We start from the raw sequence: 24485 nt of genomic DNA, 5'->3' as shown, positions 1-24485 counted from the left end.
CGAGTAGTAGGCGTTAGGCAGCGCTAGTCAAGCGTACGGTAACATCTTCTAGCCTGTCATTGTAATGTCCGCTTAAGGCTGGGCCAATGTGATATTCCAACTCTATGCGAGGATATAACAATAATTGAGAGGAGGCATACAATATCCAAATCTCATCCGCAATGGCCTCGGTGTGGCGTTGCTCGATTTGCCATTGAAGTAGGGATAAAGCACTGCTTTGGTGTTTTTGCAGGTGCTGCACGAGCTGAGCAATAAGTTGATCTGCCGGCAAGAGGGCCTCTTGCGCCACTTCATTGCTCACCGCATGTACGCGTTGAATGCCGTGGTCTTTTTCGACGCTTGTGCTAGCGGGTGCCGGTAGCCGACGTAAGGCGCGCTCTAGTGCTTCTTCTATATGGTAAGTGCGATCAGTAAAATCGATCTGTGGTCGTACCCGAATGCTCGTTGGCCGACATAAAGCATCCAGTGTGATAGCGGGGGTTTGGGCACTGGGCGCAAGATCAATGCCATCGGTGGTGGGGTTGCGCGACAACCAGAGTGCCGCTTGTGAGAGGGCGTATAGTTGTTGTTCTAGCTTACGGGCTAAAAACAGTTTGCGGCTAATTACCGCTTGTATGTCATTGAGTCGACTGACCCAGCCAGCGCGCCGTCCTGTTAGGCGGGCATTCACCATTTGTCGCGCGCGTAAAATGACTTCCCCTTTTTCATAGGGGTTTTCATTTATTCTGCCCAGTAGCGCTTCAACGGAAATCAGCTCTTTGAGTAGTTGTACAACTTGACGCCGGTAATGTTCATTTTGTCGAATTTTAGCGCGTAATGACGCTACGTTGCCGTACTCTGAGCTGACCATTGCAGTGAGCAACATTAAGTTGCGTTCGTTGCTATGAATTAAATTGGTAATGGTGTGGTCTAACGAGTCCTCCACTTGCTCAGCGTCTTCGTGTTCACCATGTTGCTGTAGATCGCAAAGCTCATGCCAGTGCAGTCTGGCCTGGGTGATCATGGGCGAAATGCGAGTTAAGCTTTCAAAGGCCTGATATAGGTTGAGATGATCCTTAAGGTAATGCCGTAAGTGCGGGTTTAAGTGGTAGCTTTCTTCGCCGTAGGGAAGTAAAGCATTAATAGATGCGAGCTCTTGAATCGCTGTGGTTCGTGCTTTGTCGTGGTTCTCTAGTGCGCCGTCTAGCGCATCGGCCAAAACATCAAAGTGTTTTTGTAGATATTGAAAAACTTGCCGAATCTGCCCTCGATTGTCGATGATCTTTTTGCGCCCGCGCGGGTCAGAGAAAACCATGTCGTTCATATGGATTCTGCCTCATCGTCTACATATAAAGCATCAAGCAGTTCACTTTGCTCGTGGGTTTCGTGCTCGTGGGTGCTATTGATAAGGCCTTGGCGCTCGGCCATATATTCCAGTGCTAGGGATAGTTGCTGAAGCTTTCCGGTACAGCGGTAGACATGTCGCTCTGGGTTGCTCAGAATTAAATAACCTTCTTTGCTTAAGTTGTCGAGCATACGCTTGAGTAGTTCGTGGTTCGAGTAGCGTTTGTGGGTGCCGCTGATCTCAAACGAGCGTAATTGACCCTCTAGGGTGGCACTGCCATTGACGCTTAGCACCAAGTCAGCCAGTTGCAGGTACTCACCAGGTTGAAACGAAAACTCTTCTTGGGCATTGCGTAACATATCCAACATATGCACCAATGGGCCGTAGACATCACGAAAACGAGCAAATTCATCACGGATACGGGCCAAATCGTGGGCTTGTATTTGCTGAGGAGCCATGAAAAAAGCGCCATCATCACCTAAGCGCGCCAGACGCATCTCAATTTCATTGAGCCATTGGTTCACCGCTGTGCGCTCAGACTCTTGCTCAGCCAAGCAAGCATATTCGTCAGGGTAACGGTAGGGGCAGAGGTATTTGCCATCTAATAAGGCAAGCCGAATACGAGCTTTCATCATACTAGGGCTCCCGGTGTCGTGATGGGACCAGTGGTGGAAATTGGCTCACTTGCAGCCTGGAAAACGGACACTCTACTGCCTGGTCGGAATATATAACGGTTCCGGAAATGGGGATACATTGCAGGGGTCAAGGCGGGGGAGGCCGTGACCACATCGATATGGTTGTCTCGTAGCGAAGCCATCAGGCTTTTGAAGTTTTTGGCATCAAAGCGACCCACCTCATCGGTTACCCAAGGGATATAGATTTTTTCTTCGCGCCGCACCACATTCAGCATACCCGAGAGTAAAGTGATCAAAGCAATAGCGGTAATACCCGTGGAGCTAAGTCGTTGCAGTTCACTTTCACGGTTAAAGGGCTTGATATTGCCGCCATCGTTAGCACTGCCTTTGAGCGTAATGTGCTGAGCTAGGTTGATCTCTAAGGAGTTATTGCTGAGCAAGGCTAAGATGTCGCGTAGTGCTTGCGCGGTAGAGGCGGGGGGCACAGTGTCTACGATGGTGTCGCTCATGCGCAAACGATGATCTAGGGTAATTGAGTGCAGTTGATCTAGTTTCTTTAAATAATCGAGCTTTTCGAAATCACACACAATGTGAATTTCGAGGTCGCGTAAACGCTCAGTGCGCAAAGAAACTTGGCTCAACCCGATTTGCAGGTCTTTATTAAAGTCATGCACACGGCTTTCAAAGCGTGCAATAGTCTTACGAAACTCACCAATGTTTTCTAATAACGGGCCTAGGCTGCTATTAATGGAGGCTATCACTAAATGACCCAGGTTACGGTAGATGTTTTGTAGCTCTTGGGCTTGCTCAATCACACTGCTATCAGTGTGCGTATGCGTTTCCATATGTTGCACAATGAGCTCTTTTACATCGCTGTCTTTATTGGTTAGCTCGTTATAAATTCTATCTTTGCTTTGTTGTAGCTGGCGCAATAGTTCCACGCCTTGTTGCCTGCATGTGTTTATCTGACCCTTTATAAAGGGTAACTCATGACCTTGCTCGATAGGGGGGACTGCTGGAGTTGCAACGTCAGCTAATTCGCTCATTAACTGCTGTGCTTGGTGTTGTTCGTACTCTATACGATGCTGTTCTTCTAGCCGCTCATTACGTGCTTTTGCATAAGCTTGGGCATCGGCTTGCGCTTGTTTGTTCTGTTGTTGAGTTTGTATGCTCAACTGCGTTTGAGCCTGTTTCAATTGAACTAATTCTTCTTGGAGCGCAGCCAGTTTTGCGGGCCCATCGTTTTGCACCCATTGTTGCCACTGCTGCACGACCGATTGCTTATTTTCCAGGGTTTGGATGTTCTGCCTTATCTCGGCAATATGTTGCCTTAGCTGATTAACGGCGGCCGGGTCGACCTCATCCTCAGTCAATCTGCGATCACGCTCTTTTTGTAATGCATCCAATAAGTTTTCGGCTTGCTCTTGTACGCTGTTTATCTGTTTCGCTAACGCAGATAACGCAGCATCTCGGCGATGTTTGTGCTTCTGAATTAAGTCAGCATGATGCGCCTTCACTTGACGGCTGCGCTCGCTATGCTGCTGTTGTAGTTGTTCGCGCTCTTGCTGCACCTGGCGTAATACACGCTGCGCGTCTTGCAAAGCCATCTGCGCCTGCTCTTTTGCTTGTTCTCGAGCTTGATCTCGGTATTGTTTTCGCACAGCTAATTCAGATTTTTTTTGTTCTGCGCGTTGTTCAGCCACCTGCCGCTGAGCCGTTTTTTCTACCCAGGCATCTTGAGTGCTCTGCCAGTGTCTGGCAGCGTTTTCCAGTGCCTGCAAACTATCTTTTACTCGAGTAACGGCTGCTTCTTTATGCTGTTGGCATTGGGTGAGCTCTTGCTGCAGCGCTTGGTCATCGCTCCAACTGGGTGAGGCGATAGCCTCTGTGTTTAAGGCCCAGCCATATAAACTTAGATCATGCGGCAGCTCGGTGGGCGGCTTAGGTGCTAAGTCTGTACGTTGTAATAAGGCGGGGTCTAGGACGCGCGCTAAGTGATGACTCCATTCATAGGCAGGGGTTTGCCTTAGGGTGGCTAATAGAGTCCCATCTTCGGGGTGTAGTGCTTGTTGTGCGAGCAGTAGCTTTTGCTCTGCCTGACTCAGGATAATCTTGGCATCCGTTACGTTGCGCTCGGCCTGTTGTTGCAGGTGGCTTGCTTGATCCTTTTGTGCCAAGGCATCCGCTTGAGCGTTAATAGCCTGTGCTAAATCAGTTTGCGCTTGGCTAAGGCTGGCCGCACTGGCGTCGAGATCATCCTGATAGTGTTCAGCAATGACGGGACGCTCAATCGCTGAGCTACAAAGTCCAACCTGATGATGGGCCTGGGCAATACGCTGTTCTTGCTCAAGTAAGCGTTCCTCAAGAACGGCTTGTAGCTCCTGCAGTTGCTCCTCTTGGCTTGCCAGAGTGTGATCTTTTGCCTGTTCATAGTCTTGGTGGGGGCGTGCTTTTTGGCTCTCTATTAAAGCCTTTTGTTGCGCAACTTCGGTACGTATTTCCGCACTGCGTTGATCTATTTTGCCCGTAATATGACGTACTTTTTCTTCTATCAACTCAAGTTGATCGGTGTTCTGTTTACGTTGTAAACGTAGCGTTTCTAACTCGGGCATGCGTTGTGCCCAATCTGATGCGGACTCGTTTTGATAGTGTCTGGCTTGAGTTTCTAGACTTAGCAAGGCTTCTTGCCGTGCGTTCAGTTGCAGGTGTATGGCTTCTTGTTGCTCTTGCGCCATGCGCCGCTGTGTATGTTCAGTTTGCTCTTGTTCTGCACGCGCTATGGCGGCATCGTCTAGCGCTTGCTTGATCTGCACATGTGCTTGTTCCAGACGAGCAGTGCAGTACAGCAACTCATGCTTAAGCAGCATTAATTGTTGACGGTTTTCACGGCTTTGCGTGATCGTGTGATGAAGCTGTTCAAGCTGTGGCTTGAGTTTGAGAGCACGTTCAGCTGCGTCACGATTATTGAGCCAAATTTGGATTTGATCTTGAGTTTGACGTAATCGTATGGGTTGCGGGCTAGGTGAGTTCGCTCCCCCTAAACCTCCCATAGACTCATAGACCATAGACAGCGCTAAAGTAATGAAGTCTTTGAAGTCGACATGCTCTTTGACAACGTTAGCAACGAGACGATCTAAGTGCTGTAAAGAGCGACGAGCAAAGCTGTAGTGTTGTGCGAGGCGCCGCAATTCGCTTTGGTCTCGCGCTTGCGTACGAATACGTAAAATAACAGCTCGATATTGTGAACCATCTAGTTTGCGTACGCGTGCGATGCCTAAGCGGTCCGCGGCACTTACTGTACCGGCATCGTTGTAAAAAGCCTGCCCACTGCCATCGGGCAGATCGTACACAAAAAGTTCGGGCCTGAAGGGCCCCTGAAAAAAACGGTATTCAGGAGCGTCTTGCCCTTCTTGGCGACGTATGGTTACTAGGCACGTGTCATCAGGGTTACCGCGTTGATACTCAAATACAATGGCGCTTTCAGGAGTGGGTAACACAAAGCGCAACATGGGTTGCATGCCACCGCCAGCCGTGACAATACGGCTGGGTGGGCAGCCGAAAAATAGCGGAAAAAGCTGTAGAGTGGTGGTTTTACCAACGCCATTTTCACCGGTAATGGCGGCGCCGTCGCGTGGATCAATTTCTGTGATCGTACCTGAAGGGTGTATGCCCGAGGTTTTAGCATTGACAAGCAGCATGCGGGTTAAACGGGATGACACTATGAAATAACCTTGCTTAAAAAGAGTAACGTAATACAAGCGCCTAAGCGAAGCACTATTGTAGTGGCAGTGCTCGCAAGCTAGGCTTCGCGCAGGAACTATCATGCCAGAAGCCGTAGGCCCTTAGTACTCTTTTGAAGTCACAGAATGTATAGGTGTAACGTAGTTTTAACCGCTTTGTTCCCGCAGGTGTTGCCCCATTTTGGTTAAGGCTTCTAAGCCGCTTACATCATCTGCTTGTAGGGTGACATGGCAATATGCTTGATGAGGAAGGCGATGCTGTAAGTCAAGCAGGTGCTTGTCTTGCTGTAGACGGCGGTTATGCCAAAAGGGATTGTCCTCAAGCGTGGGTAGGAGCCGATTCACAATCAGTCCTGCAATGGGGATCTTTTGCTCTTGTAGCGTTTTTACTGCCCGTTCGGTTTCAAGTATAGGTAAGCGTTCTGGCGTTAATACAAAAATAAAAGCGGTAGTGTTCGCGTCGCTCAAGCGCCGGCGAGTACGGTGGAAAAGGCTCTGACGGCGCGTCAAGGTATTTACAAGCTCTTTATCTTTATCGCTCAGTTCGGCAGTGTGATGCTCGGTAGGGTCACCCGTGAGGCTGTCTATACTCCGTGCGGGGGTTAAATGCTTAAGTACCGAGCCCAGGTGTTGCGAGCGTTTGTTGTGCCGCAGTAATCCGTCCGTCCAGGCAGCCATAACCTCAGGCAGGCTGAGTAAACGTAGCGTGTGGCCTGTGGGCGCGGTATCTATTATGACGAGATCGTAATTTTCTAAGCCAGACTCAATCACGTTGGATAAGCGCTCAAGCAATGCAGCCTCTTGGGCACCAGGCGATTGACGCGTCAGTTGTAGCTGGCGCTGTAACTCATTGATTTGATCCGGGCCTGCGTAGCGTCGCATTTGGGCTAGAACGCGCTCTAAATAGGCCTCAGCTTCGGCATCAGGATCTATTTCTAAACCCCATAAATTAGGGGCTAGCATGGTGGTATGCGCACCTATCTGGCGCGCAAAGGCATCGCTGAGGCTATGTGCCGGATCTGTAGAAACCAGCAACACTCGACGTCCTAGCGACGCGGCCAACACTGCTAATGACGAGGACATTGTCGTTTTGCCTACGCCGCCTTTACCACCGAGTAATAGTAGCTGCCGTTGTTGAAGAAGCTCAGTGATGGATAAAGAATTCATATTAACAACAGCGGAAATGGTCGAGAGGGGAGCGCTCCATACCCATACGAATGTGCCAATCGTGAAAGCGTTGGATAAGTAAGGGTTGTAGCTCTAAGGTATACCATGAGGCTGGATTAGGTACGCCCATCATTTCTGAAAACACCAAGAGCATGAACAGGTCGTCTTCTTCACGTTTGGCTCTAGCAATTGCAGCACGATAGGGTGAGTTGTAGTAGGTTTCGCCAGCGATACTGGCTTTTTTGCACCAATGACTAAAACGTGAGAAAGTGCCTTTCATGAGAGCGTCCAATAAAAAGTCCCCGTCGAACAGCAGACGGGGACTGTAGCAGCAGGTTACGAACTGACTAAGGCAGCCGCTCGTTTTTCTCGACGTAAGGCGGAGATGCACTCTAGTGTCACCAGAATGGCAGCGATGAGTACGATGATATCTAAGCCTAACAAGAACCAGTTCTGTTTAAGGTAAAACTCTTTTAGTTGGAGCAACAGAGCCGCCAGTGTCATGACCAACACAAAGGTCAGGGGAGCCGTGATGTAGATAGTGGGCGACTTCTGACGCACGAGCATGACAGCGATCACGAGCAGGGTTAAGCCGGCCAATAATTGATTCGTGGTACCAAAGAGTGGCCAGATGATCAGCCCACCTGAACCGCTTGCACCGCCGGCGCCAAAGGCTAAGATTAAACACGTGATAACGGATAGGGCAGTCGCTGGGAAGGCCTTGCCTAGCCATTTAACATCATAAATTTCACCCCACTCTTGGAAAATATACCGTTGTAGACGTAGACCTGTATCCATGGTGGTACCGGCAAAGAGGGCCGCCATCACGGTGAGCATAGTGGCCGAAATTTCAGTGCTAATACCTGTACCTGCATGCAAAATAGCGCCACCACCCTGAATGAACGCGTTCACGCCACCTTGTCCAAAAGAGTGATAAACCGTTTTCCATTCCGCTAAGCTTGCAAAACCGGCTGATGCCGCAATGATGGTGGCTAAGGCGAGTGCGCCTTCACCTATAGCGCCAAAGTATCCGACGAATCGTCCGTCGCGCTCTGTGTTGAGTTGTTTAGAGGTAGTGCCGGAAGATACTAAGCCATGGAAACCGGAAATGGCCCCGCAAGCAATGGTGACAAAGAGTAGGGGGATTAAAGAGGGGGTGCCGGCGGGAACATCGGTGTTATACATGGGGGCCACAATGGTGGGATTGCTGATCAACACCGAGACGTAAAGTAAAATCAGTCCAACGAATAGTTGTAAGCCGTTAATGTAATCCCGTGGTTGTAATAACATCCATACCGGAAGTAACGAGGCAATCGCAGCATAAGCGAATAGCAACAATATCCATACGGCATTAGGGGCTAGCCCTAAAACATCTGGGGGTAAGGATACCGGCACACTGGGGCCAATATAAATTAGGTAATACAGCGCCACAACACCCAGTAAAGAAACTAGGCCCAAATTTAGTTTAAAGCGGTAAATAGCCTGACCAATAATAAAGGCTACTACTATGGCACCCCAGACTGGCACGACAGAGCTTGGATTGTTGATGAGCAGTCCGGCAATCACCACGCCAAATACGGCGTTGACCATCAGTAGCACAAGAAAAATAACAATCATGAAAATAGCTCGGGCACGCTTACCCACCACGTCCCCTGTCAGTGCTCCCACCGATTTGGCGCGATTGCGTACACTGGCCCAGATGGCGCCGAAATCGTGTACGCCGGCGAAAAAAACGGTGCCTAAGGTGACCCATAAAAAGGCCGGGAGCCACCCCCAAATGACGGCAATCGCAGGGCCTACAATGGGAGCTGCCCCCGCGACGGAGGTGAAGTGGTGACCCCATAACACAAACTTATTCGTGGGGACAAAGTCGATGCCATCTTCCATGGTATGCGCAGGCGTGGGCCTGCTGTCATCGACTCTGTATATTTTTTCGGCAATAAAGCGTGAATAAAAATAATAGCCTAGAAACATAGTTCCTAGACCTAGCACTAGCAATATGATTGCACTCATTTGCTCCCCCTCCTAGGTTAGTACGTATATCTTTCTTATGCTGCTTCTTACTGACGTAATGAATGGCTTTAAATGTAATGCTTACATTTATGCGTTAATTGTTATAACTGTATTTGCTTGACTCATTAATACACAGAGAGGGGAACGATAATATCGGTATTTACCCTTTCTAAAAGACAAGGGTGAGTTGCGATAAATATAAAACAGGAGCTTAGGGCGCATAGGTAGAGGGCCTTAGAAAGCAATAGGAGCCGAGTGGAGGCGCGGGCTGGAATTGAACCAACCTTGACGGATTTGCAGTCCGTCGCATAACCGATCTGCCACCGCGCCATCTTTGTCCTATGTCAAAATTGTAATGGCTTGGGTATGGTAAATCAAGCGCTCTTTATATGAGAATGGTAGGCTTGCGTTTGTCCTATGGCAAAATAGACACTGATTACTGCTAGGCGCGTAGTGTCTTATCCAACTCGATACAGGTAGAAGATGAAGATACAGGGAAAAACAGCGGCTGAAATTGTCGAAAGTGTGCGTAGTCAAGTGCACAGACAGCAACTACCTGCAGACACCTTGTTGCCTCCTGTACGCGATCTGGCAGCCCAGTTAGGAGTTAATCGCAATACGGTAGCAGCGGCTTATAGGCGTTTGGTCACCATGGGAGTCGCGGTTGCGCAAGGGCGTTTGGGTACCCGCATTCGCTCGCAGCAACAACAGTTGGCACAAGAGGGGGCAGTGCCTAATACGCCGTTGACTGATTTGGCAAGTGGCAACCCCGCCGCCGCTTGCTTACCCGACATACAGTCCGTATTTTCCGCTCTTGCTTATACCCCACGTTTGTATGGTGAGCCTGTCTTGAATGCTGGATTGCAGCACTACTTGCAACACTGGTTCGCCTCCGACTGTTTGTCCGACTTTGAACTTAACCTTAGCCACGGGGCGGTCGATGCTTGCGAGCGCTTACTGAGTGCGTACCTAGTGGCTGGCGACAAAGTGGCTGTAGAGGACCCCTGTTTTTTAAGCAGTATCAATGCTTTACATTCTTTAGGCCTAGAGGCTTTAGGGCTGGCGATGGACGACGCGGGAGTTGTACCGAGTAGCCTACAAGAGGCTTTAGAACAAGGGGTGCAGGCGGTGATTTTAACTCCCCGAGCGCATAACCCTACAGGCAGTAGCTTTACGGCTGAACGAGCCGCTCAGCTAGAGCAGTTACTCGCTAAGTATCCGCATGTGTTACTTATACTAGATGACCATTTTGCCCTGTTAGCTCGCCATACGTATTATTCGGTCTTGGGACAGCGCCAAGGGCCCTGGGCTTTAGTACGTTCGTTTAGTAAAGCTTTTGGGCCTGATGTAAGGGTGGCAGCCGTGGCCAGCGATACCGAAACGTCTCAGCGCTTACGTTTACGTTTAACGGCTGGTACTAATTGGGTCAGCCATATTTTGCAGGATATTGTTCAGCATTTACTGTTGTCGCCGGACACGCAACGCTTATTAAGCCGTACCAAGCAACACTACCACGCGCAGCGCGAGCGGCTCGAACACGCTTTACGACAAACAGGGATAGAGGCGTATTGGGGGGGAGACGGGCTAAATATGTGGATCCCCTTGCATTGTGATGACCAAGTCATCGCTCAGTCTTTAGCGCATAAAGGTTGGCTAGTTCGTCCGGGTAGCGTGTTTTTATTAGCGCGCCAGCAAGCGGGTATACGCGTAACCTTTACGGCCATGAGCGTAGAACAAATGGATCGCTTTGCCCACGACTTACAACTAAGCCTGCTCGATTACGCGCAGGCTTAGCCCCAATTAAGTGCCCAGTAACATTTCACCGCTGCCAGCTTCATGGGTACGGCGTATCACCTTAACGACGGCGGCGCTTGCCAGCTCGGTGGCTTGCCTAAGCGTGTGGCCGGCCAGCAAATAAGCACTGAGTTCAGCCCCGAACATATCGCCCGTACCCTTAGGGTAGGAAGGGATACGAGGATGGCGAACGATATGGGCATCGTGGCGCGTTACCACGGCCAGTTGCAATTGGTCGTTGGGGCAGGACTGGGGAGCGGCACTGGTGGCAATGATCCACTCTAACTGATGTTTTAGTAAGCTGCGGGCGGCCTGAATCGCGTCATCAAGGGTGTAGATAGGCATGGTAGCCAATTGGGTGAGCTCAAAGTCATTGGGTATCAGGCCATGGGCTAAAGGGAGTAGATGCTCGTGATAAGCCTGTAGCATCCCTGGGGCTACGTATACGCCTACATCGTGATCGCCTATCACGGGGTCAATAATAATGCGTAGCTCGGGACGTAGCTCCTGTACTTGTCGCAGCCATTGCGCCAAAACTTGAATTTGCTCGGGGTTACCTAGGTAGCCCACTAACACCGTGCGTAGGTGATCTAAGGCCTGTCGCTCAAGTAAGTCTTGCAAATAGCCTTGAAACCAATCGGTAGCAATAGCACCGCCATGTATGCTGGGGTAATGAGGAGTATTGCTGAATAATACCGTGGGTACGCCTACGGCTTGTAAACCATGAGCACGTAAGCAAGGTAAGGCAACACTATTGCCCACATAGCCATACACCACTTGAGACTGCACGGACACGATGTCTATGGCTAGAGGAGATAGTTCGGTATAAGACATGGATAGGCGCTAGGGTAAGGGAGAGGTTTTTGTTGCCGCGGTGCCGTTCTGAGAGGGCCAATAGAAACTATCTGGGGTGGCACGAGCGCCAAAGATGGCTTGGCCCACTCGTACAAGCGTGGCGCCTTCTTCAATAGCTATTTCAAAGTCACCTGACATACCCATAGACAGCTCATCTAGCTGAATGCCTGCCGGGGCTGACTGCCTGAGTTGATCGCGCAAGTTACGCAGTAAAATAAAACATCGGCGCACTTGTTCCGCTTCAGCGGAAAACACGGCTAAGGTCATAAGGCCACGCACTCGCAGGGCAGAAAAGTTGGGTAGGGCCTGTAGAAAGTCGGCCACTTGTTCGGGGGGCAAACCATATTTGCTTTCCTCTCCCGAGGTGTTTACCTGTATATATACATCTAGCGAGCGGCCGTACTCTTGCAGGCGGCGCTCTAAGGCTTCGGCCACACGTAAGCTATCTAAAGCCTGAAATTCCGTGGCAAAGCGAGCCACCAGCTTGGCTTTATTTGTTTGTAAGTGCCCAATGACAGACCACTGTATATCCTCCAGGTCTTGCATGGACTCCCACTTTTGATAAGCTTCTTGCACTTTGTTTTCACCTAACTGGCGACACCCGGCGGCATAGGCTAGTCGCAGGCTTTGCTCTGGCTTGGTTTTACTAACGGGGAGTAGTTGCACGGTGGATGGGTCGCGCCCCACTCGTTGGCAAGCTGCCTGAATGCGCGCATGGACAGCCGCTAAATTATGACGAAAATCGTCTACCGAAGAGGCTTGGGGCCAGCGATCATGCATATCGTGCATGGGTTCAGTGCTAGTAGGAGAGGCAGTAGAGTAGGGGTTCAAGGCAGTGCTCGCAAGGCTGAAACGTAATAAAGTAGTGCTATTGTCCTATGACAAACTTTAGCACGAAATGCATCGACTGTGTACAGCAGTTTCTGGGCTGATGGGAATAACTGGGCCGTCTAGGGAGGCCGTACAGAATAGGATTTTCTGCACGGCTAGACAGGCTTAAAGACTAATGGTTAAGTCGCCTAACTTGCGCACCAATTGCATGTTATGGCGGTAGTCTACCGGGCAGGCAATAATCGATACCCCAGGTTCTGCCAAAGCCGTTTTTAAGGTAGGTAACAGTTCAGCGCTAGAGTTTACGTGATAGCCCTTTGCGCCAAAGCTTTCCGCATATTTGATAAAGTCAGGATTGCCGAAATCAACCGAATCATGCGCACCTTCTTCGATGTCCATTTTCCACTTAATCAGACCATAACTACCGTCTACCCAAACCAGTACTTTTAGGTCTATTTGTTCACGCACTGCGGTTTCGATTTCTTGCGAGTTCATCAAAAAACTACCATCACCCATTACCGCCAAGACCTTACGCTCTGGCTCGGCAAGGGCGGCACCAATGGCGCCAGGCAATGCAAATGACATGGTTGATAAGCCATTGGAAACCAGACAGGTGAGTGGGGCATAGCTTGGGTAGAGGCGCGCCATCCACATTTTGATGGCGCCTGTGTCGGCCAAGACGATGTCTTTTTCTGCCATGACTTCGCGAATGGCCGTTACCAAGCGTTGTGGGCTGGGCGGAAAACCGTTGTCTTGACGACCCTGGGCCAGCTCCTCTTGCAACAAAGCGCGAATTTTGCTTCGATTTTTAAGGCCAGAGAGTGCTTGCGAACCTAGCTCGTTGCGTAGAGCGTCTAGCGAGTAAGTGATATCCGCGACGACGTTTAGGGTGACGTTATAGTGTGCATCCACATCGGTATCGAAGGTGTTGATGTGGATAATTTTTTTATCGCCGTGCGGGTTAATACGTGCAGGCGCGAATTCCTGTAGCTCGTAGCCTACCGATAAAATAAGGTCAGCTTCGTCAAAGGCAAAGTTTTCATAATCGTGGCGCATGAAACCAATGACGCCCATAGCTAAGGGGCTGTCATCACTGATGCACCCCTTGGCCATAAAGCTCGTTGCTACTGGAATTTGATGCTGTTCGGCAAAGCGACGCAAGGCTTCTGAATGGCCACCGCGTACCACTCCGTGTCCAGCGAGCAGCACCGGTCGCTGTGCCGCACGGAGCAACTTCGCCGCTTGCTCTATGCTAGTGTGGTCAGGTACGGAGCGCCCTTTTGTCGACGTAGTCAAAGGCTGTAGATCCGCTGGCATCGTCGCCCCTTCGAGATCTTGAGGTATGGCTAAGTAGGTAGCCCCTGGTCGTTCAGTTTGCGCAAGGTGGAAGGCTTTGCGTACCATTTCGGGCACTGCTTGAGGAGTTAGTACGGTGTCGGCCCATTTGGTAACGGGGGCAAACATCGAGACCAGATCAACAATTTGATGAGACTCTTTGTAGATACGGTCTAGTCCTACTTGGGCGCTCAGCGCGACAAGCGGGGAGGAGTCGGTTTGGGCATCGGCGGTACCTAACAGCAAGTTAATCGCCCCTGGGCCTAACGTGGCGATGCACACACCAGCCTTACCGGTTAGACGGCCATAAATATCGGCCATAAACGAAGCCCCTTGCTCATGGCGCACCAAAATAAACCGTATTTTGTCCGACGCATGAATGGCACGCACTAGCTTAATATTTTCTTCTCCAGGTATGCCAAAGACATACTCAACGCCTTCGGCCTCTAAGCAAGAGACAATAAACTGAGCAACAGTCGTGGTTGCAGCATTCATGAATAGCTCCTTTTTTAAAAAGGTAAGGGTAAGGTGGTTAATCTTGCTGGTTGGGACAGTTGAACATGCTCCCGTGTGGCACGTTGAGGCCTGATCAATCGGGGGTGCCGCTGAGTGATTCGTTAGCGCGGAAGAAATGATAGCGCTGATAGAGACATAGTTTCTTGGATTGCTTGGGCCAAAGCCGTGGTAGTGACCAGCAGTTCTCCCACTTGTTGTTGATGTGCATATTGGTATAGTACGGCGCGCCACTGGGGGGAGTGGAGTAAGTCTTCCCAAACTGTTGTTAAGTCGTGAGGGTGTACGTCTGCACCTTGTTGGATGCGGTACGCATAGTTTAGTGAAGCGGGGGCGCACAGTAACTGCATGCGGCTAGCAGCGTGTAGGGCAGAACTAGGCCTGTGTAAAGTTTCGGTGGTAGAAGGTGGGCAGCAGTATAGCAATCGTTTTTTTAAGGATGGTTCAAGCGCCAGTGCTAATAAGGAGTTGCTGTTGAGCGCTATATCGCCTTGTTCGCAGGAAAAATAGACACTGGTATGAGCCGGCAGGTCCGTAAGTAGGGCAAGGCCTCGAAGCAAACGTCTTAGGTCTGTACTGGCGGCTTCGGGGTTGGCTTTTGCCTCCACAAGTAAGCACACATCCCATATTGTCTGCTTGTCTACGGTTGTGGCCTTCCTAAGTAGCAGGGCATCCCATTCTGTTTTCGCGTATTGGCTTCCTGCAATGAGATGAGCAGGGAAATGTACGGCACTGACGACACGATAGTCGTGCTGCTCTACCAAACGTAGGGATTGGGCAAGATCCGTTAAGGTCGCTTGCGTTTGCTCCTCGACGTGCGCACCACGAGCTTGCGCTCGCTTACCCTGTGCAATCGCTTCTGGGCTGCCAGTGAGAGGGCCGTCTTGTTGACGGTAATGTAAGTAGCGTTGTACATCGGGGGTGCTGGATAACTGCTCAAAATCAAGCAGTTGTTGTAGCTCTGGTAGTTGGATAATGTCGAGTAAAGCGCCCACTCCTTGGCAGGAGTGCAGTGCTAGCCAGTTTGTTAATGCACGCTGCAAGCCTGACCATTGTTCTGCGTTGGCTAGGAAATACCATGACTCCCAATGTCTTTTTGGTGAGTTTGGGTCCATTGCTTTTAGTTTTTCAGGGTGAGCAATGGCGTTGATGTGACGTTGCACGACTCGCTGATCCTGCTTGTAGGTACTGAGCCTTTCTAGGTAGCGCTGTACGTCTTTAGAATGATGTTTCAGCACCTGACTTAAATAACTATAGTCTGGGCGCTCGGAAGAAACGGCTGTTTTTATCAGTTGGGCTAAGGCGGTGAGGAAATCGTCTCTACGCGCTGAGCTAGGCGTTTGGCCCTTGCTGAGGGTCAAGCGTATTTGCTCAAGGCAATAGGCAAGCTTAGCTTGGGTGCTGTACGGATGACTCAGTTGTGGTTCAGGTAACGGTGCCAACGCGTAAGGCCGAGCCACAAGACGTAAAACCTGATCAAGCATAGGACTTAGCGACATAAGACTGGCGCCGTGGTATGGGCTGAAGAAATATAGCGTGTTGTCTCTCAATTAACCTAACCATGCTACTGCTGAGCCGACATACAGGCAAGCGTTCTAGGTTATGGCGTAGCAGGCAGTTTTTTGTTTAAGGACTATCCCTTATGTTCTTCCCGTTAGGCATCCACTACTTTACCTGTTCGAAGCTAAAATAGAGCCAAGGGAAGGAATGACTGCATATCCTAATTTGCTGAGCCCATTACAGGTGGGCTCACTGACTTTATCTAATCGCATGGTGATGGGTGCCATGCACACCAGACTTGAAACCTTAGATCAGCCCCTAGAGCGCCTTGCCGCTTTTTATACAGAACGCGCAGAAGGTGAAATTGCGTTGATGTTGACGGGCGGGTACGCGCCCGTGCCTGAAGGGGTGATGGAAGCAGGCGGGCCTTTATTTAATCGTCGCGAACAACTGGCGGAGCATCGTTTTTTAGTGCAGGCAGTACAGAAAAAAGGTGGGCGTTTGGTGCTGCAGATATTGCATGCGGGCCGTTATGCAAGGGTACCTGACTGTGTGGCGCCTTCCGCGGGTAAAGCACGTATAAATCCTTATAGCCCCAGGGTTTTGGATACCGATGAAGTGTGGGCGACGATAAAAAGCTACGTCCATACGGCCGCACTGGCTCAAGAGGCGGGTTACACAGGGGTAGAGATCATGGGCTCTGAGGGGTACTTGATCAATGAGTTTACCGCTCCCCTAACGAATCAACGCAGCGATGAGTTTGGCGGCAGTTTACAGGGGCGGATGAAGCTAGCAGTAGAAATAGTGAAGGCGGTGCGCCAACAAGTGGGTGCCGACTTTCTACTCATTTATCGTTTGTCTGCCATTGATCTTATGGAGGGCGGAATGTGTGCTCCAGAGATTCAAGCCTTAGCGCAGGCGATTGAGCAGGCTGGCGCAGATATGATTAATACCGGTATAGGTTGGCATGAGTCCGCGGTTCCTACTATTGCTGCCTCCGTGCCGCGTGCAGCATGGACAACGGCAGTCGCTCAAGTGAAAGCAGCGGTCACCATACCTGTGATGGCCTCTAATCGAATCAATACTCCGGCCATCGCTGAACAGTTACTTGCTTCCGGAGCGGCTGATCTGGTTTCTATGGCTAGGCCTTTACTAGCGGACCCTGACTTTGCGCGTAAAGTGCGCATGGGGCAGGAACAGTCTATCAATACATGCATCGCCTGTAATCAGTCATGCTTAGATCGAATTTTTAGTGAGTCCAGCGCCAGTTGTCTGGTCAATCCGCGTGCTGGGCAGGAGCTAGACTTCCCGTTGATACCAGCCAGTAAGCATAAACGCGTGGCCGTAATAGGAGCTGGGCCAGCGGGCATGGCCTGTGCTTTATACGCTGCACGGCGTGGCCACAAGGTGAGCTTGTTTGAGGCCTCGGGTCATTTAGGCGGACAACTTAATTTGGCTAAACAAGTGCCTGGTAAAAACGAATTTAATGAAACCTTACGTTATTTCTCAGTTGCACTCACGCAGGCGCAAGTCCATATTCACTTGAAAACGCGGGTAAGCAGTGAGTCGTTGCAAGGCCAAGAGTACGATGAAATCGTAGTCGCTACGGGCGTGCGCCCGCGGTGTATTGAGATGGAAGGCGCACAGTTGCCTATGGTGCTGAGCTATGAGCAAGTCTTAAGCCGTCAAGCTCAGGTAGGTAAACGAGTAGCGATTATTGGGGCTGGGGGCATAGGTTTTGATGTGGCAGAATTTTTATCTGGAGATACACGTGAGTCGCAGGATGACACGGTTTTTTTTAAGCACTGGGGGGTAGACCCAACCTCGCAATCATCGGGAGGCATACAGAAACCGGATTATGCACCCAAGGGTCTGCACGAGATTTATCTGTTGCAGCGCAAGTCTGAGGCTCCAGGAAAACGTTTAGGAAAAACGACGGGCTGGGTACTGAAGTCACGCTTACGACGCGCAGGCGTCCAAATGATGGTGGGGGTCAGCTATACAAAGATTAGTCCGCAAGGCTTACATTATGTCGTGGCGGGTGAACCGAAAATTTTGGACGTTGACACGGTTATCGTGTGCGCGGGTCAAGAATCTAATCGTGATTTGTACGCCACGTTACAGCCTCTTGGGCTGCCTGTGCATATTATTGGTGGAGCTGAGCATGCGGTTGAGCTGGATGCGGCTAGAGCGATAGAGCAAGGTATGCGGCTCGCGTACCGCTTATAAGCAAAAAAAGTACATGCTGTGGCATGTTTTAGCGCGCCACAGCATTGTATTGTTAGCTCCCTTAGCAAACAAAGCCTTAAGTTTTAAAGGGAAGAGGGATGCGGTTCTTCGGTTAAGGCTTGCACAGAAAGAATTTTGCCTTGATAGCCGGTTTTTTCTATTTCTGTTAGTAAGATCTGGGTATCGTAATCGTTGGGTACGTGAACCAACACTTCACTATTTTTTAGCGAGGTTTTTGCGTACTGCACCTGTGGTAACGAGCGTAATGCTTTATTGATAGCCGTCACGCATAGTGAGCAGGTCATGCCCTGTATATGGATGGTTATGCCAACCATGCTGGGCGAGGCGCTCAGTACGGCCAGGGGCCAGAGCAGAGTCATCACAAACAGTCGTTTTAGCAAATTCATCATAAGGTGGGTCAAGGGATAAAAGTGCTCATTACAGCTGCTCTAGTAGCAGAGGCAACGTAAAAGGATAGGACAACAACAGCACCACCATACCTAAAACAGCCCAATATAAGAATCGTTGTCCATTCAAGGAGCCAATACGCGTACACACCGGGCGTTTTGATAGGTACAGGCGGTAGTAGCCAATACCCAAAAAACAGAAGGCTAATAGGCTCATTGGTATTTGCAGCCAGCTCAAACGACTTAGGCTAGATAATGCTGCTGCCGAGACACCAAACAATAAGTAAAGCAGCGGCGCAAGACAGCACAGCCCGGCTCCTAGGGCAGCCAGCATAGCGCCGCCCAAGCTCCAGCCTATACCGTTGCCGCTGAGTTTAGCTTTGCTCTTCTGACCAGTACTCATAACTGAAATTAGCAGCGTCGTAATAGTCTAGAGGATCCCCATCCGCTTCTGCATAGGGGTAGCCAAAATTGTTCAGTTCGCCAATTTCTGTGGGAGGGTTAAGTTGGAAGTCACGTCCATAGTTAAATCCTACCCAGTTCATGTCCCAGTTACCGAATAGGTATTCGTTCACGGTCTGTACGTCTGCATCGTGGTGTTTCTTGCCTTCGGCCAAACGCATCTTGGTAACGTCGGCTGGATCGCAGGGCACCCAACCAAATCCGGCCAAGTAAAATTGTGCACGACAGTGTTGTGCACCGGTGATATTAGCTTTGCCGTTGCTGTCGGCCGAGCCAAAGGCGCTGCTGGAATAGGAGTCTAAGGCGTCAGGCCGCCCGAGGCGTATCCCAAACATCTCACGTGCAGGGATACCTGCCGCACGGGCCAGCGCTACAAATACAGAACTCATATCAGTGCACTTGCCGTAAAGCTTACCGCTAGTGAGAATTTCCCCCACATCGCCAACGCCACAACCTATTACGCTGTTGTCGCGCTCCATATTTTCTGTCACCCAGTTATAAATAAGGTGAGCTTGTTTAAGCGGATTCGTTTCTTTCCCCACGATGCGATCCGCATACTCTTTCACGATGCCATCTATTTGTATGTGGCGGCTAGAGCGTAAATACGGCGCTAACTGTGCGGGGTAGTCAATCTGCGCTGGCGCTTGGTAATGGGCCAACAACCCCTCTTTGGCGGGCTCCCAATTTTGGGTTTGAATCAGCATTTCTAGTTCTAAGCTCATGGGCTGCTGGCAGTCATCCCAACGGGCTAGCAGCGCTTTGGCACCGAAGATATTATCACTGCTTAGATAGCTATCCTGAGCATTACTGGTCCAGCGGATACGACGTAACTGCTGGAAAGGGGCAGCATCCTCAGGTACAGGTATCCATAAATTCATTGCTCCTTGAGAGCCAGTGGGCGGTTTAAGTTGGTACTGTTGTCGCACAAGAAAGCGTCGCACCTGCGGCTTGTTTGACGTTGTTGTAGCGTGCGCGATACGCAGCATAGGAATAATCACTGTGCTGCTCGCACTGATCAGCGTGCTACTCAGTAGAAATGACCGTCTATTCATTAAAGGGTGACCTCACCGCCTAATAACTTGAGCGCACAGGATATAGAGGTAGGCGCAAAAAGGCGGCAATGATATTAGGGGAAATCGTCAAGATCCGTAGCAATGCGAACACCTTATGCAAAGAGGATACCTGGTCAGCTTTTACCGTATGGAGTAGGTAAACAGGACGTCTACGAGACGGCGACCACAAGACTGCAATTATTTTATGCTTAATTAGATAGTTTGTCAGTCTGTGTGGAAATAGTGCCCGGTTAGCCATTTACTAAGGGGGCGGTCAAGGGTGATTCTGCAACCATTTAACATAAGCTGACCGAGTCGTCTCAGAAACCGAATCCAGTACTTTTTGGTACTCGACCTGATGACGTAACTGTAAGCGTGCGTTAGCCACCCCCCGTGACTTGCAGAACCAGTGGCAACTATGTTGTAGCAGATATAGCTCTGCAGACAGATGGTAGGCGCGCTGTTTAGGCTCCCAGCCAGGTACATTGTCGACCACATAACGTAAGCCTTCGGCATGAATCTGAAACAGCGCACGAAAATCACGTGTAATACTAGGGGCAAAGTGCTCGGCATATGGGATACACATAGGCCAGGTTACAAGGCTAGCTTGTTGTAAGCTTTCCTGTTGCAAGGCAACGGCAACAGCTTGTGCTTGGCTGGCCACCGCGCGTTCAGTTTGAGCGAATGTTTCTAGTATCTGTAATTGGCGCGATGTGCTGTCAGCTTGAATAGCGCGCGTATAACCTTGCGTTAATGTTTCCATGTGACGTTCTAGCTGATGATTGGCTAAGTGCCGGCCAAGCAATGCAATATGTGCTTTTTGATAGCGCATACTCAGCACGCGCCATACCACCGCTACCGCTAATAAAACAATCATTGCATCCACGTTTGACTCTCCATTGATGCGACCTAAAACAGTACTAAAAAATAATAGGCCCAAACAGATGTTTGAGCCTACGTATGACGCAGCGCTACTATTTTTCAACAGGCATTGTAATGGTAAATAGTGGTGCTGTTGCGTAGCCTTTTGTTGAGCCTACCACCGCGATTTATAGGTCTTCTAAAAAACGCATTCTAAAGCGTCGACCTTTAATATTAATTGCCGCGATACGATCGAAAGCTTGTCTAGCAATAGTGCGATCCAAAGCCACATAAGCACTGTAATCGGTGACATTTATTTTGCCAATTTGCTCGAATGTTAAACCACCGTCAGCCGTTAAGGCACCGACTAAATCACCGGGGCGTAGTTTGTCTTTTTTACCGCCTTGTATCAGCAATGTCATCATGGGGCCTTGTAAGGCGCGTCCCGATTGAGGGCGCAAAGAACTGAGCTTTTCGTAGTGCACAGGGCTACCCTGATACTCTTCGATCAATTTGACCCAGCGTGATTCTTCGCGTGAGCACAAGCTAAGCGCCAACCCTTTTTGTTCGCCACGGCCACTACGACCTACACGGTGTACATGTACTTCGGCATCTTTACTGACGTCGACATTAATGACCGCACTGAGGTTCTGAATGTCTAAACCACGAGAGGCAACATCAGTGGCTACAAGTACGGCGCAGCTTTGATTGGAGAATTGAATCAGAATTTCGTCGCGCTCGCGTTGCTCCATATCGCCATTGAGCGTTTGCGCGTTAATGCCTAAACGGCGCAAGTGCTCGACCACTTCGTGGCAACGCATTTTGGTGTTGCAAAACACTAAGGTGGAGGCAGGGCGGAAATGAGCTAACAGTTTTGCGACGGCATCAATACGCTCATCATCACGTACTGTATAAAAAATTTGCTCGATACGGCTGGCGTCATGAAGGCTAGCGACCTTCACTTGGGCGGGATTACGCAAAAAGCGTGCGCTCAGTTGCTGAATGTTATCGGGGTAGGTAGCCGAAAACAGCAGGGTTTGGCGTTTGCTCGGACAATTTTCCACAATGTAGGTGATCTCATCCTGAAAGCCCATATCCACCATACGATCAGCCTCGTCCAAAACCAGAGTATGGAGTGAGCTTAAGTCTAAGTTCTCGCGCTCCAGATGGTCTTGAACACGTCCCGGTGTGCCAACAATAATATGAGCACCATGTCGCAAAGACTCGGTTTGAGGACGCGTGGGTACGCCACCACATAAGGTCAGCATACGTACATTGGGAATGAATCGTGCCAGTCGTCGCAATTCGTTCGTAACTTGATCGGCTAGTTCTCTTGTAGGGCATAGAACTAAGGCTTGCGGAGCTAAACGACTAGGATTGAGCTTCTGTAATATACCTAAACCAAAAGCGGCAGTTTTACCGCTCCCTGTTTTGGCTTGTGCAATCAAGTCTTGACCTTTAAGTATTAATGGCAGACTTTGCTCTTGGATGGGGGTCATAGTTTCAAAGCTCAGGCTTTGAAGCGCCTCATGCAAAGCGGGTATAAGGGGCAAGGTAGAGAAAGAGGTATTGGGCACAGTAGGAAGGCTCACAGAAATCGCCAAAAATGGGATAAGCATCTATTGTAGCCGTCGCAGCGTTAGCGTGTGCTTTAGCTTTGCTCTAATAAGTGCAGTTTCTCGCTAACTGTGGCCCATTTCTTGTGTTCGGGTAAGGGCGCCTTAGATTGCGTGATTCGTTTCCAGCGCTTATCGGCAGATAAATCACGATTTAATTGTACAAAGTGCGCTTGTTCCGCCGGAACCTCACTGGCTTCAACAATCGCATTCACCGGACACTCACCCGTACAGATAGAACAATCGATACACTCATCTGGATTAATCACCAGAAAGTTCGGCCCTTCATAGAAACAATCCATAGGACAGACGCTGACACAGTCTGTGTACTTACAGGCTATACAGCTTTCTGTTACGACAAAAGGCATGATGGATAAGTCCTAGTGGAGTCATAGAAATTCATAACAAAGCGCATTTTTATAAAGTGGAATGGGGAGTTCCTTTCGTGATGTGTAGCCTTAATGCAGGACTGATCGACAAACGTAAAAAAGCCCAAACATAAGTTTGGGCTTTTTTGAATTTGGAGCGGGAGACGAGTCTCGAACTCGCGACCTCAACCTTGGCAAGGTTGCGCTCTACCAACTGAGCTACTCCCGCATTTGTACTGCTAACTACACCGACTTGTGACCAGATTCACTGGAGGCGCAAGCCGGAATCGAACCGACCTAGACGGATTTGCAATCCGCTGCATAACCACTCTGCCATTGCGCCGTGGTTCTGACAAAACCAAGTTAATACTTGGTTTTTTGAATTTGGAGCGGGAGACGAGTCTCGAACTCGCGACCTCAACCTTGGCAAGGTTGCGCTCTACCAACTGAGCTACTCCCGCGTATTTTTCTATTGGCTAGAAAAGAAAGCTATTCTAGGCTTGTTTATAAAAACTGTCAAGTGTTTTACTGTTTTTAATTTTGCTTCAGTTATGTAAATTTCTAAAGCAAGCGCCAAGCCAACAAAGAAAATAATTATAAGTAGATACTGCAGTGTTTGTCAACCAGCAAAGACGTGGTAGAAATGAGTTGCTGGTGATGCAGACAGAACAAAAGTTTTGCGCCCTGAAAGGCCTACAGGCTATGCTTAGCGTTTCACCGTTTTAGCGAGCATCGTGTTTTGGAATCCCTGCTATCTTTTGACTTAAGCGCACACAATACGTTAGGACTGCACAGTGTTGCTGAGCAGGTGCTGTTGTATCAACATAGGGATGAGCTGCCTACGCTACAGGAGCGGTTGGGGTGTCGAGCTAACTTTTTCGTACTGGGGGGCGGCAGCAACGTGGTGCTAAATAGCACCCTGCGTCAACCTGTAGTGCATGTGCTAAGCAAAGGTATACGCTTGTTAGAAAGCGACACCAACGCGTGGTTGGTGGAAGCTGAAGCGGGTGAAAACTGGCATGAGTTCGTGCAATATTGCTTAACGCAAGGTTGGCCTGGCCTAGAGAACCTAGCACTGATCCCCGGCACCGTGGGTGCTGCACCGGTGCAAAATATCGGGGCTTATGGTCTGGAGCTGGAACAACGAGTGCACAGCGTGTTGGCCTGGCATTTTCCTAGTGGTAGCTTGAAAGAACTCAGTGCTGCCGAGTGCGGTTTTGCGTACCGAGATAGTCGTTTCAAGCGTGATCCTGCCGGCACTTGGCTCATCGTAGCTGTGCGGTTTTTGCTCGCTCACGATTGGCAACCTATGTTGCATTATGCCGACCTGCAACAGCGAGTAACCCCTTCCGCTACACCTCAGGCAGTCTTTGACGCCGTGTGCGACATTCGTCGCAGCAAGCTGCCCGATCCGGCAGTATTGGGTAATGCAGGTAGCTTTTTTAAGAATCCAGTGGTGAGTCGTGCCAAGCGTGATGCCTTATTGGCGCAATGGCCAGCCATGGTGTCTTACGATATAGATGATCAACGATGTAAATTAGCGGCGGCGTGGTTGATTGATCAGTTGGGTTGGAAGGGGCGCCGCATGGGGGCTGTGGGGGTGCATAGGGCGCAGGCATTGGTATTAGTCAATTATGGTGGCGGGCGGGCACAGGATATTCGTCGCCTAGCCAGCACAATATGCACTGAGGTACGCTCGACATATGGAGTGGAGCTTGAGCAAGAGCCTATTAACGTAGATTAAGCTAGCCTGTAGCTGACCCAGTATGTTGAGTCAAAAAAA

General features: G+C 50.0%; 19 protein-coding genes and 4 tRNA genes. 3 read left to right on the top strand and 20 right to left on the bottom strand.

Annotated elements, in window-relative coordinates; all coding sequences use genetic code 11:
• Positions 1–13 precede the first annotated feature (13 nt).
• The 7 genes from OSH01_RS00315 to OSH01_RS00285 form a co-directional block, all read right to left on the bottom strand.
• Positions 14–1303, bottom strand: coding sequence for a hypothetical protein (locus OSH01_RS00315; protein WP_266122062.1), 1290 nt, complete (start codon positions 1301–1303; stop codon positions 14–16).
• A complete protein-coding gene (locus tag OSH01_RS00310; protein WP_266122061.1) occupies positions 1300–1959 on the bottom strand; it encodes a hypothetical protein in 660 nt (219 codons plus the stop codon). The genes OSH01_RS00315 and OSH01_RS00310 overlap by 4 nt, the downstream gene beginning before the upstream one ends.
• Positions 1956–5678, bottom strand: coding sequence for an ATP-binding protein (locus tag OSH01_RS00305; protein ID WP_266122060.1), 3723 nt, complete (start codon positions 5676–5678; stop codon positions 1956–1958). The genes OSH01_RS00310 and OSH01_RS00305 overlap by 4 nt, the downstream gene beginning before the upstream one ends.
• 168 nt (positions 5679–5846) lie before the next feature.
• Entirely contained in the window at positions 5847–6866 is a 1020-nt protein-coding gene (locus tag OSH01_RS00300) for an ArsA family ATPase (protein ID WP_266122059.1), read from the bottom strand.
• Position 6867: 1 nt separating this feature from the next.
• Positions 6868–7146, bottom strand: a complete 279-nt coding sequence (locus tag OSH01_RS00295; RefSeq protein ID WP_266122058.1) for a cory-CC-star protein — start codon at positions 7144–7146, stop codon at positions 6868–6870.
• Positions 7147–7202: 56 nt separating this feature from the next.
• On the bottom strand, positions 7203–8879 hold the full coding sequence (locus OSH01_RS00290) for a carbon starvation CstA family protein (RefSeq protein WP_266122057.1): 1677 nt from the start codon (positions 8877–8879) through the stop codon (positions 7203–7205).
• 256 nt (positions 8880–9135) lie between these two features.
• Positions 9136–9209: transfer RNA gene (locus tag OSH01_RS00285), tRNA-Cys, on the bottom strand.
• Between the two features lie 153 nt (positions 9210–9362).
• Between OSH01_RS00285 and ptsJ the strand changes: the two genes are divergently transcribed.
• On the top strand, positions 9363–10673 hold the full coding sequence (gene ptsJ / locus OSH01_RS00280; protein WP_266122056.1) for a MocR-like B6 salvage transcription factor PtsJ: 1311 nt from the start codon (positions 9363–9365) through the stop codon (positions 10671–10673).
• A gap of 6 nt (positions 10674–10679) precedes the next feature.
• On the opposite strand, the gene pdxK is transcribed toward ptsJ, so the two are convergent.
• From pdxK to OSH01_RS00260, 4 genes are all read right to left on the bottom strand, one after another.
• A complete protein-coding gene (gene pdxK / locus OSH01_RS00275; protein WP_266122055.1) occupies positions 10680–11507 on the bottom strand; it encodes a pyridoxine/pyridoxal/pyridoxamine kinase in 828 nt (275 codons plus the stop codon).
• Positions 11508–11516: 9 nt separating this feature from the next.
• A complete protein-coding gene (locus tag OSH01_RS00270) occupies positions 11517–12317 on the bottom strand; it encodes a YggS family pyridoxal phosphate-dependent enzyme (RefSeq protein ID WP_266122054.1) in 801 nt (266 codons plus the stop codon).
• A gap of 207 nt (positions 12318–12524) precedes the next feature.
• A complete protein-coding gene (locus OSH01_RS00265; RefSeq protein ID WP_266122053.1) occupies positions 12525–14189 on the bottom strand; it encodes an acetolactate synthase large subunit in 1665 nt (554 codons plus the stop codon).
• Positions 14190–14311: 122 nt separating this feature from the next.
• Positions 14312–15706 (bottom strand): hypothetical protein, encoded by a 1395-nt coding sequence (locus OSH01_RS00260; RefSeq protein WP_266122052.1) that lies wholly within the window; start codon positions 15704–15706, stop codon positions 14312–14314.
• A gap of 208 nt (positions 15707–15914) precedes the next feature.
• On the opposite strand from OSH01_RS00260, the gene OSH01_RS00255 reads away from it, so the two are divergent.
• The gene (locus OSH01_RS00255; protein WP_266122051.1) at positions 15915–17936 is read left to right on the top strand and encodes an FAD-dependent oxidoreductase; all 2022 of its coding nucleotides are present in this window, start codon (positions 15915–15917) and stop codon (positions 17934–17936) included.
• 83 nt (positions 17937–18019) lie between these two features.
• On the opposite strand, the gene OSH01_RS00250 is transcribed toward OSH01_RS00255, so the two are convergent.
• The 9 genes from OSH01_RS00250 to OSH01_RS00210 form a co-directional block, all read right to left on the bottom strand.
• Positions 18020–18346 carry a heavy-metal-associated domain-containing protein gene (locus OSH01_RS00250; protein WP_266122050.1) on the bottom strand — a complete coding sequence of 109 codons (327 nt, stop codon included), beginning with the start codon at positions 18344–18346 and terminating at the stop codon, positions 18020–18022.
• 28 nt (positions 18347–18374) lie between these two features.
• Positions 18375–18746: a hypothetical protein gene (locus tag OSH01_RS00245; RefSeq protein WP_266122049.1), complete on the bottom strand. Its 372-nt coding sequence runs from the start codon at positions 18744–18746 to the stop codon at positions 18375–18377.
• Positions 18718–19857 carry a transglutaminase domain-containing protein gene (locus OSH01_RS00240; protein WP_266122048.1) on the bottom strand — a complete coding sequence of 380 codons (1140 nt, stop codon included), beginning with the start codon at positions 19855–19857 and terminating at the stop codon, positions 18718–18720. The genes OSH01_RS00245 and OSH01_RS00240 overlap by 29 nt, the downstream gene beginning before the upstream one ends.
• Before the next feature lie 274 nt (positions 19858–20131).
• A complete protein-coding gene (locus OSH01_RS00235; RefSeq protein WP_266122828.1) occupies positions 20132–20734 on the bottom strand; it encodes a hypothetical protein in 603 nt (200 codons plus the stop codon).
• A gap of 172 nt (positions 20735–20906) precedes the next feature.
• Complete coding sequence (dbpA, locus tag OSH01_RS00230) at positions 20907–22295, bottom strand: ATP-dependent RNA helicase DbpA (RefSeq protein ID WP_266122827.1); 1389 nt, start codon at positions 22293–22295, stop codon at positions 20907–20909.
• A gap of 74 nt (positions 22296–22369) precedes the next feature.
• Positions 22370–22702 carry a ferredoxin FdxA gene (gene fdxA / locus OSH01_RS00225; RefSeq protein WP_266122047.1) on the bottom strand — a complete coding sequence of 111 codons (333 nt, stop codon included), beginning with the start codon at positions 22700–22702 and terminating at the stop codon, positions 22370–22372.
• A 153-nt stretch (positions 22703–22855) separates the two neighbouring features.
• Positions 22856–22931 (bottom strand) — tRNA-Gly (locus OSH01_RS00220).
• A gap of 40 nt (positions 22932–22971) precedes the next feature.
• Positions 22972–23045 (bottom strand) — tRNA-Cys (locus tag OSH01_RS00215).
• Between the two features lie 42 nt (positions 23046–23087).
• Positions 23088–23163, bottom strand: a tRNA-Gly gene (locus OSH01_RS00210).
• 278 nt (positions 23164–23441) lie between these two features.
• Here OSH01_RS00210 and murB point away from each other — a divergent pair.
• Positions 23442–24446: a UDP-N-acetylmuramate dehydrogenase gene (gene murB, locus OSH01_RS00205; protein WP_266122046.1), complete on the top strand. Its 1005-nt coding sequence runs from the start codon at positions 23442–23444 to the stop codon at positions 24444–24446.
• Positions 24447–24485 lie beyond the last annotated feature (39 nt).

It is taken from the genome of Alcaligenes endophyticus (assembly GCF_026344035.1).
GTDB lineage: Bacteria > Pseudomonadota > Gammaproteobacteria > Burkholderiales > Burkholderiaceae_B > Alcaligenes > Alcaligenes endophyticus.
The sequence above is the reverse complement of the archived record's forward strand: the minus strand, read 5'-3'. Positions and strand labels throughout refer to the sequence as shown.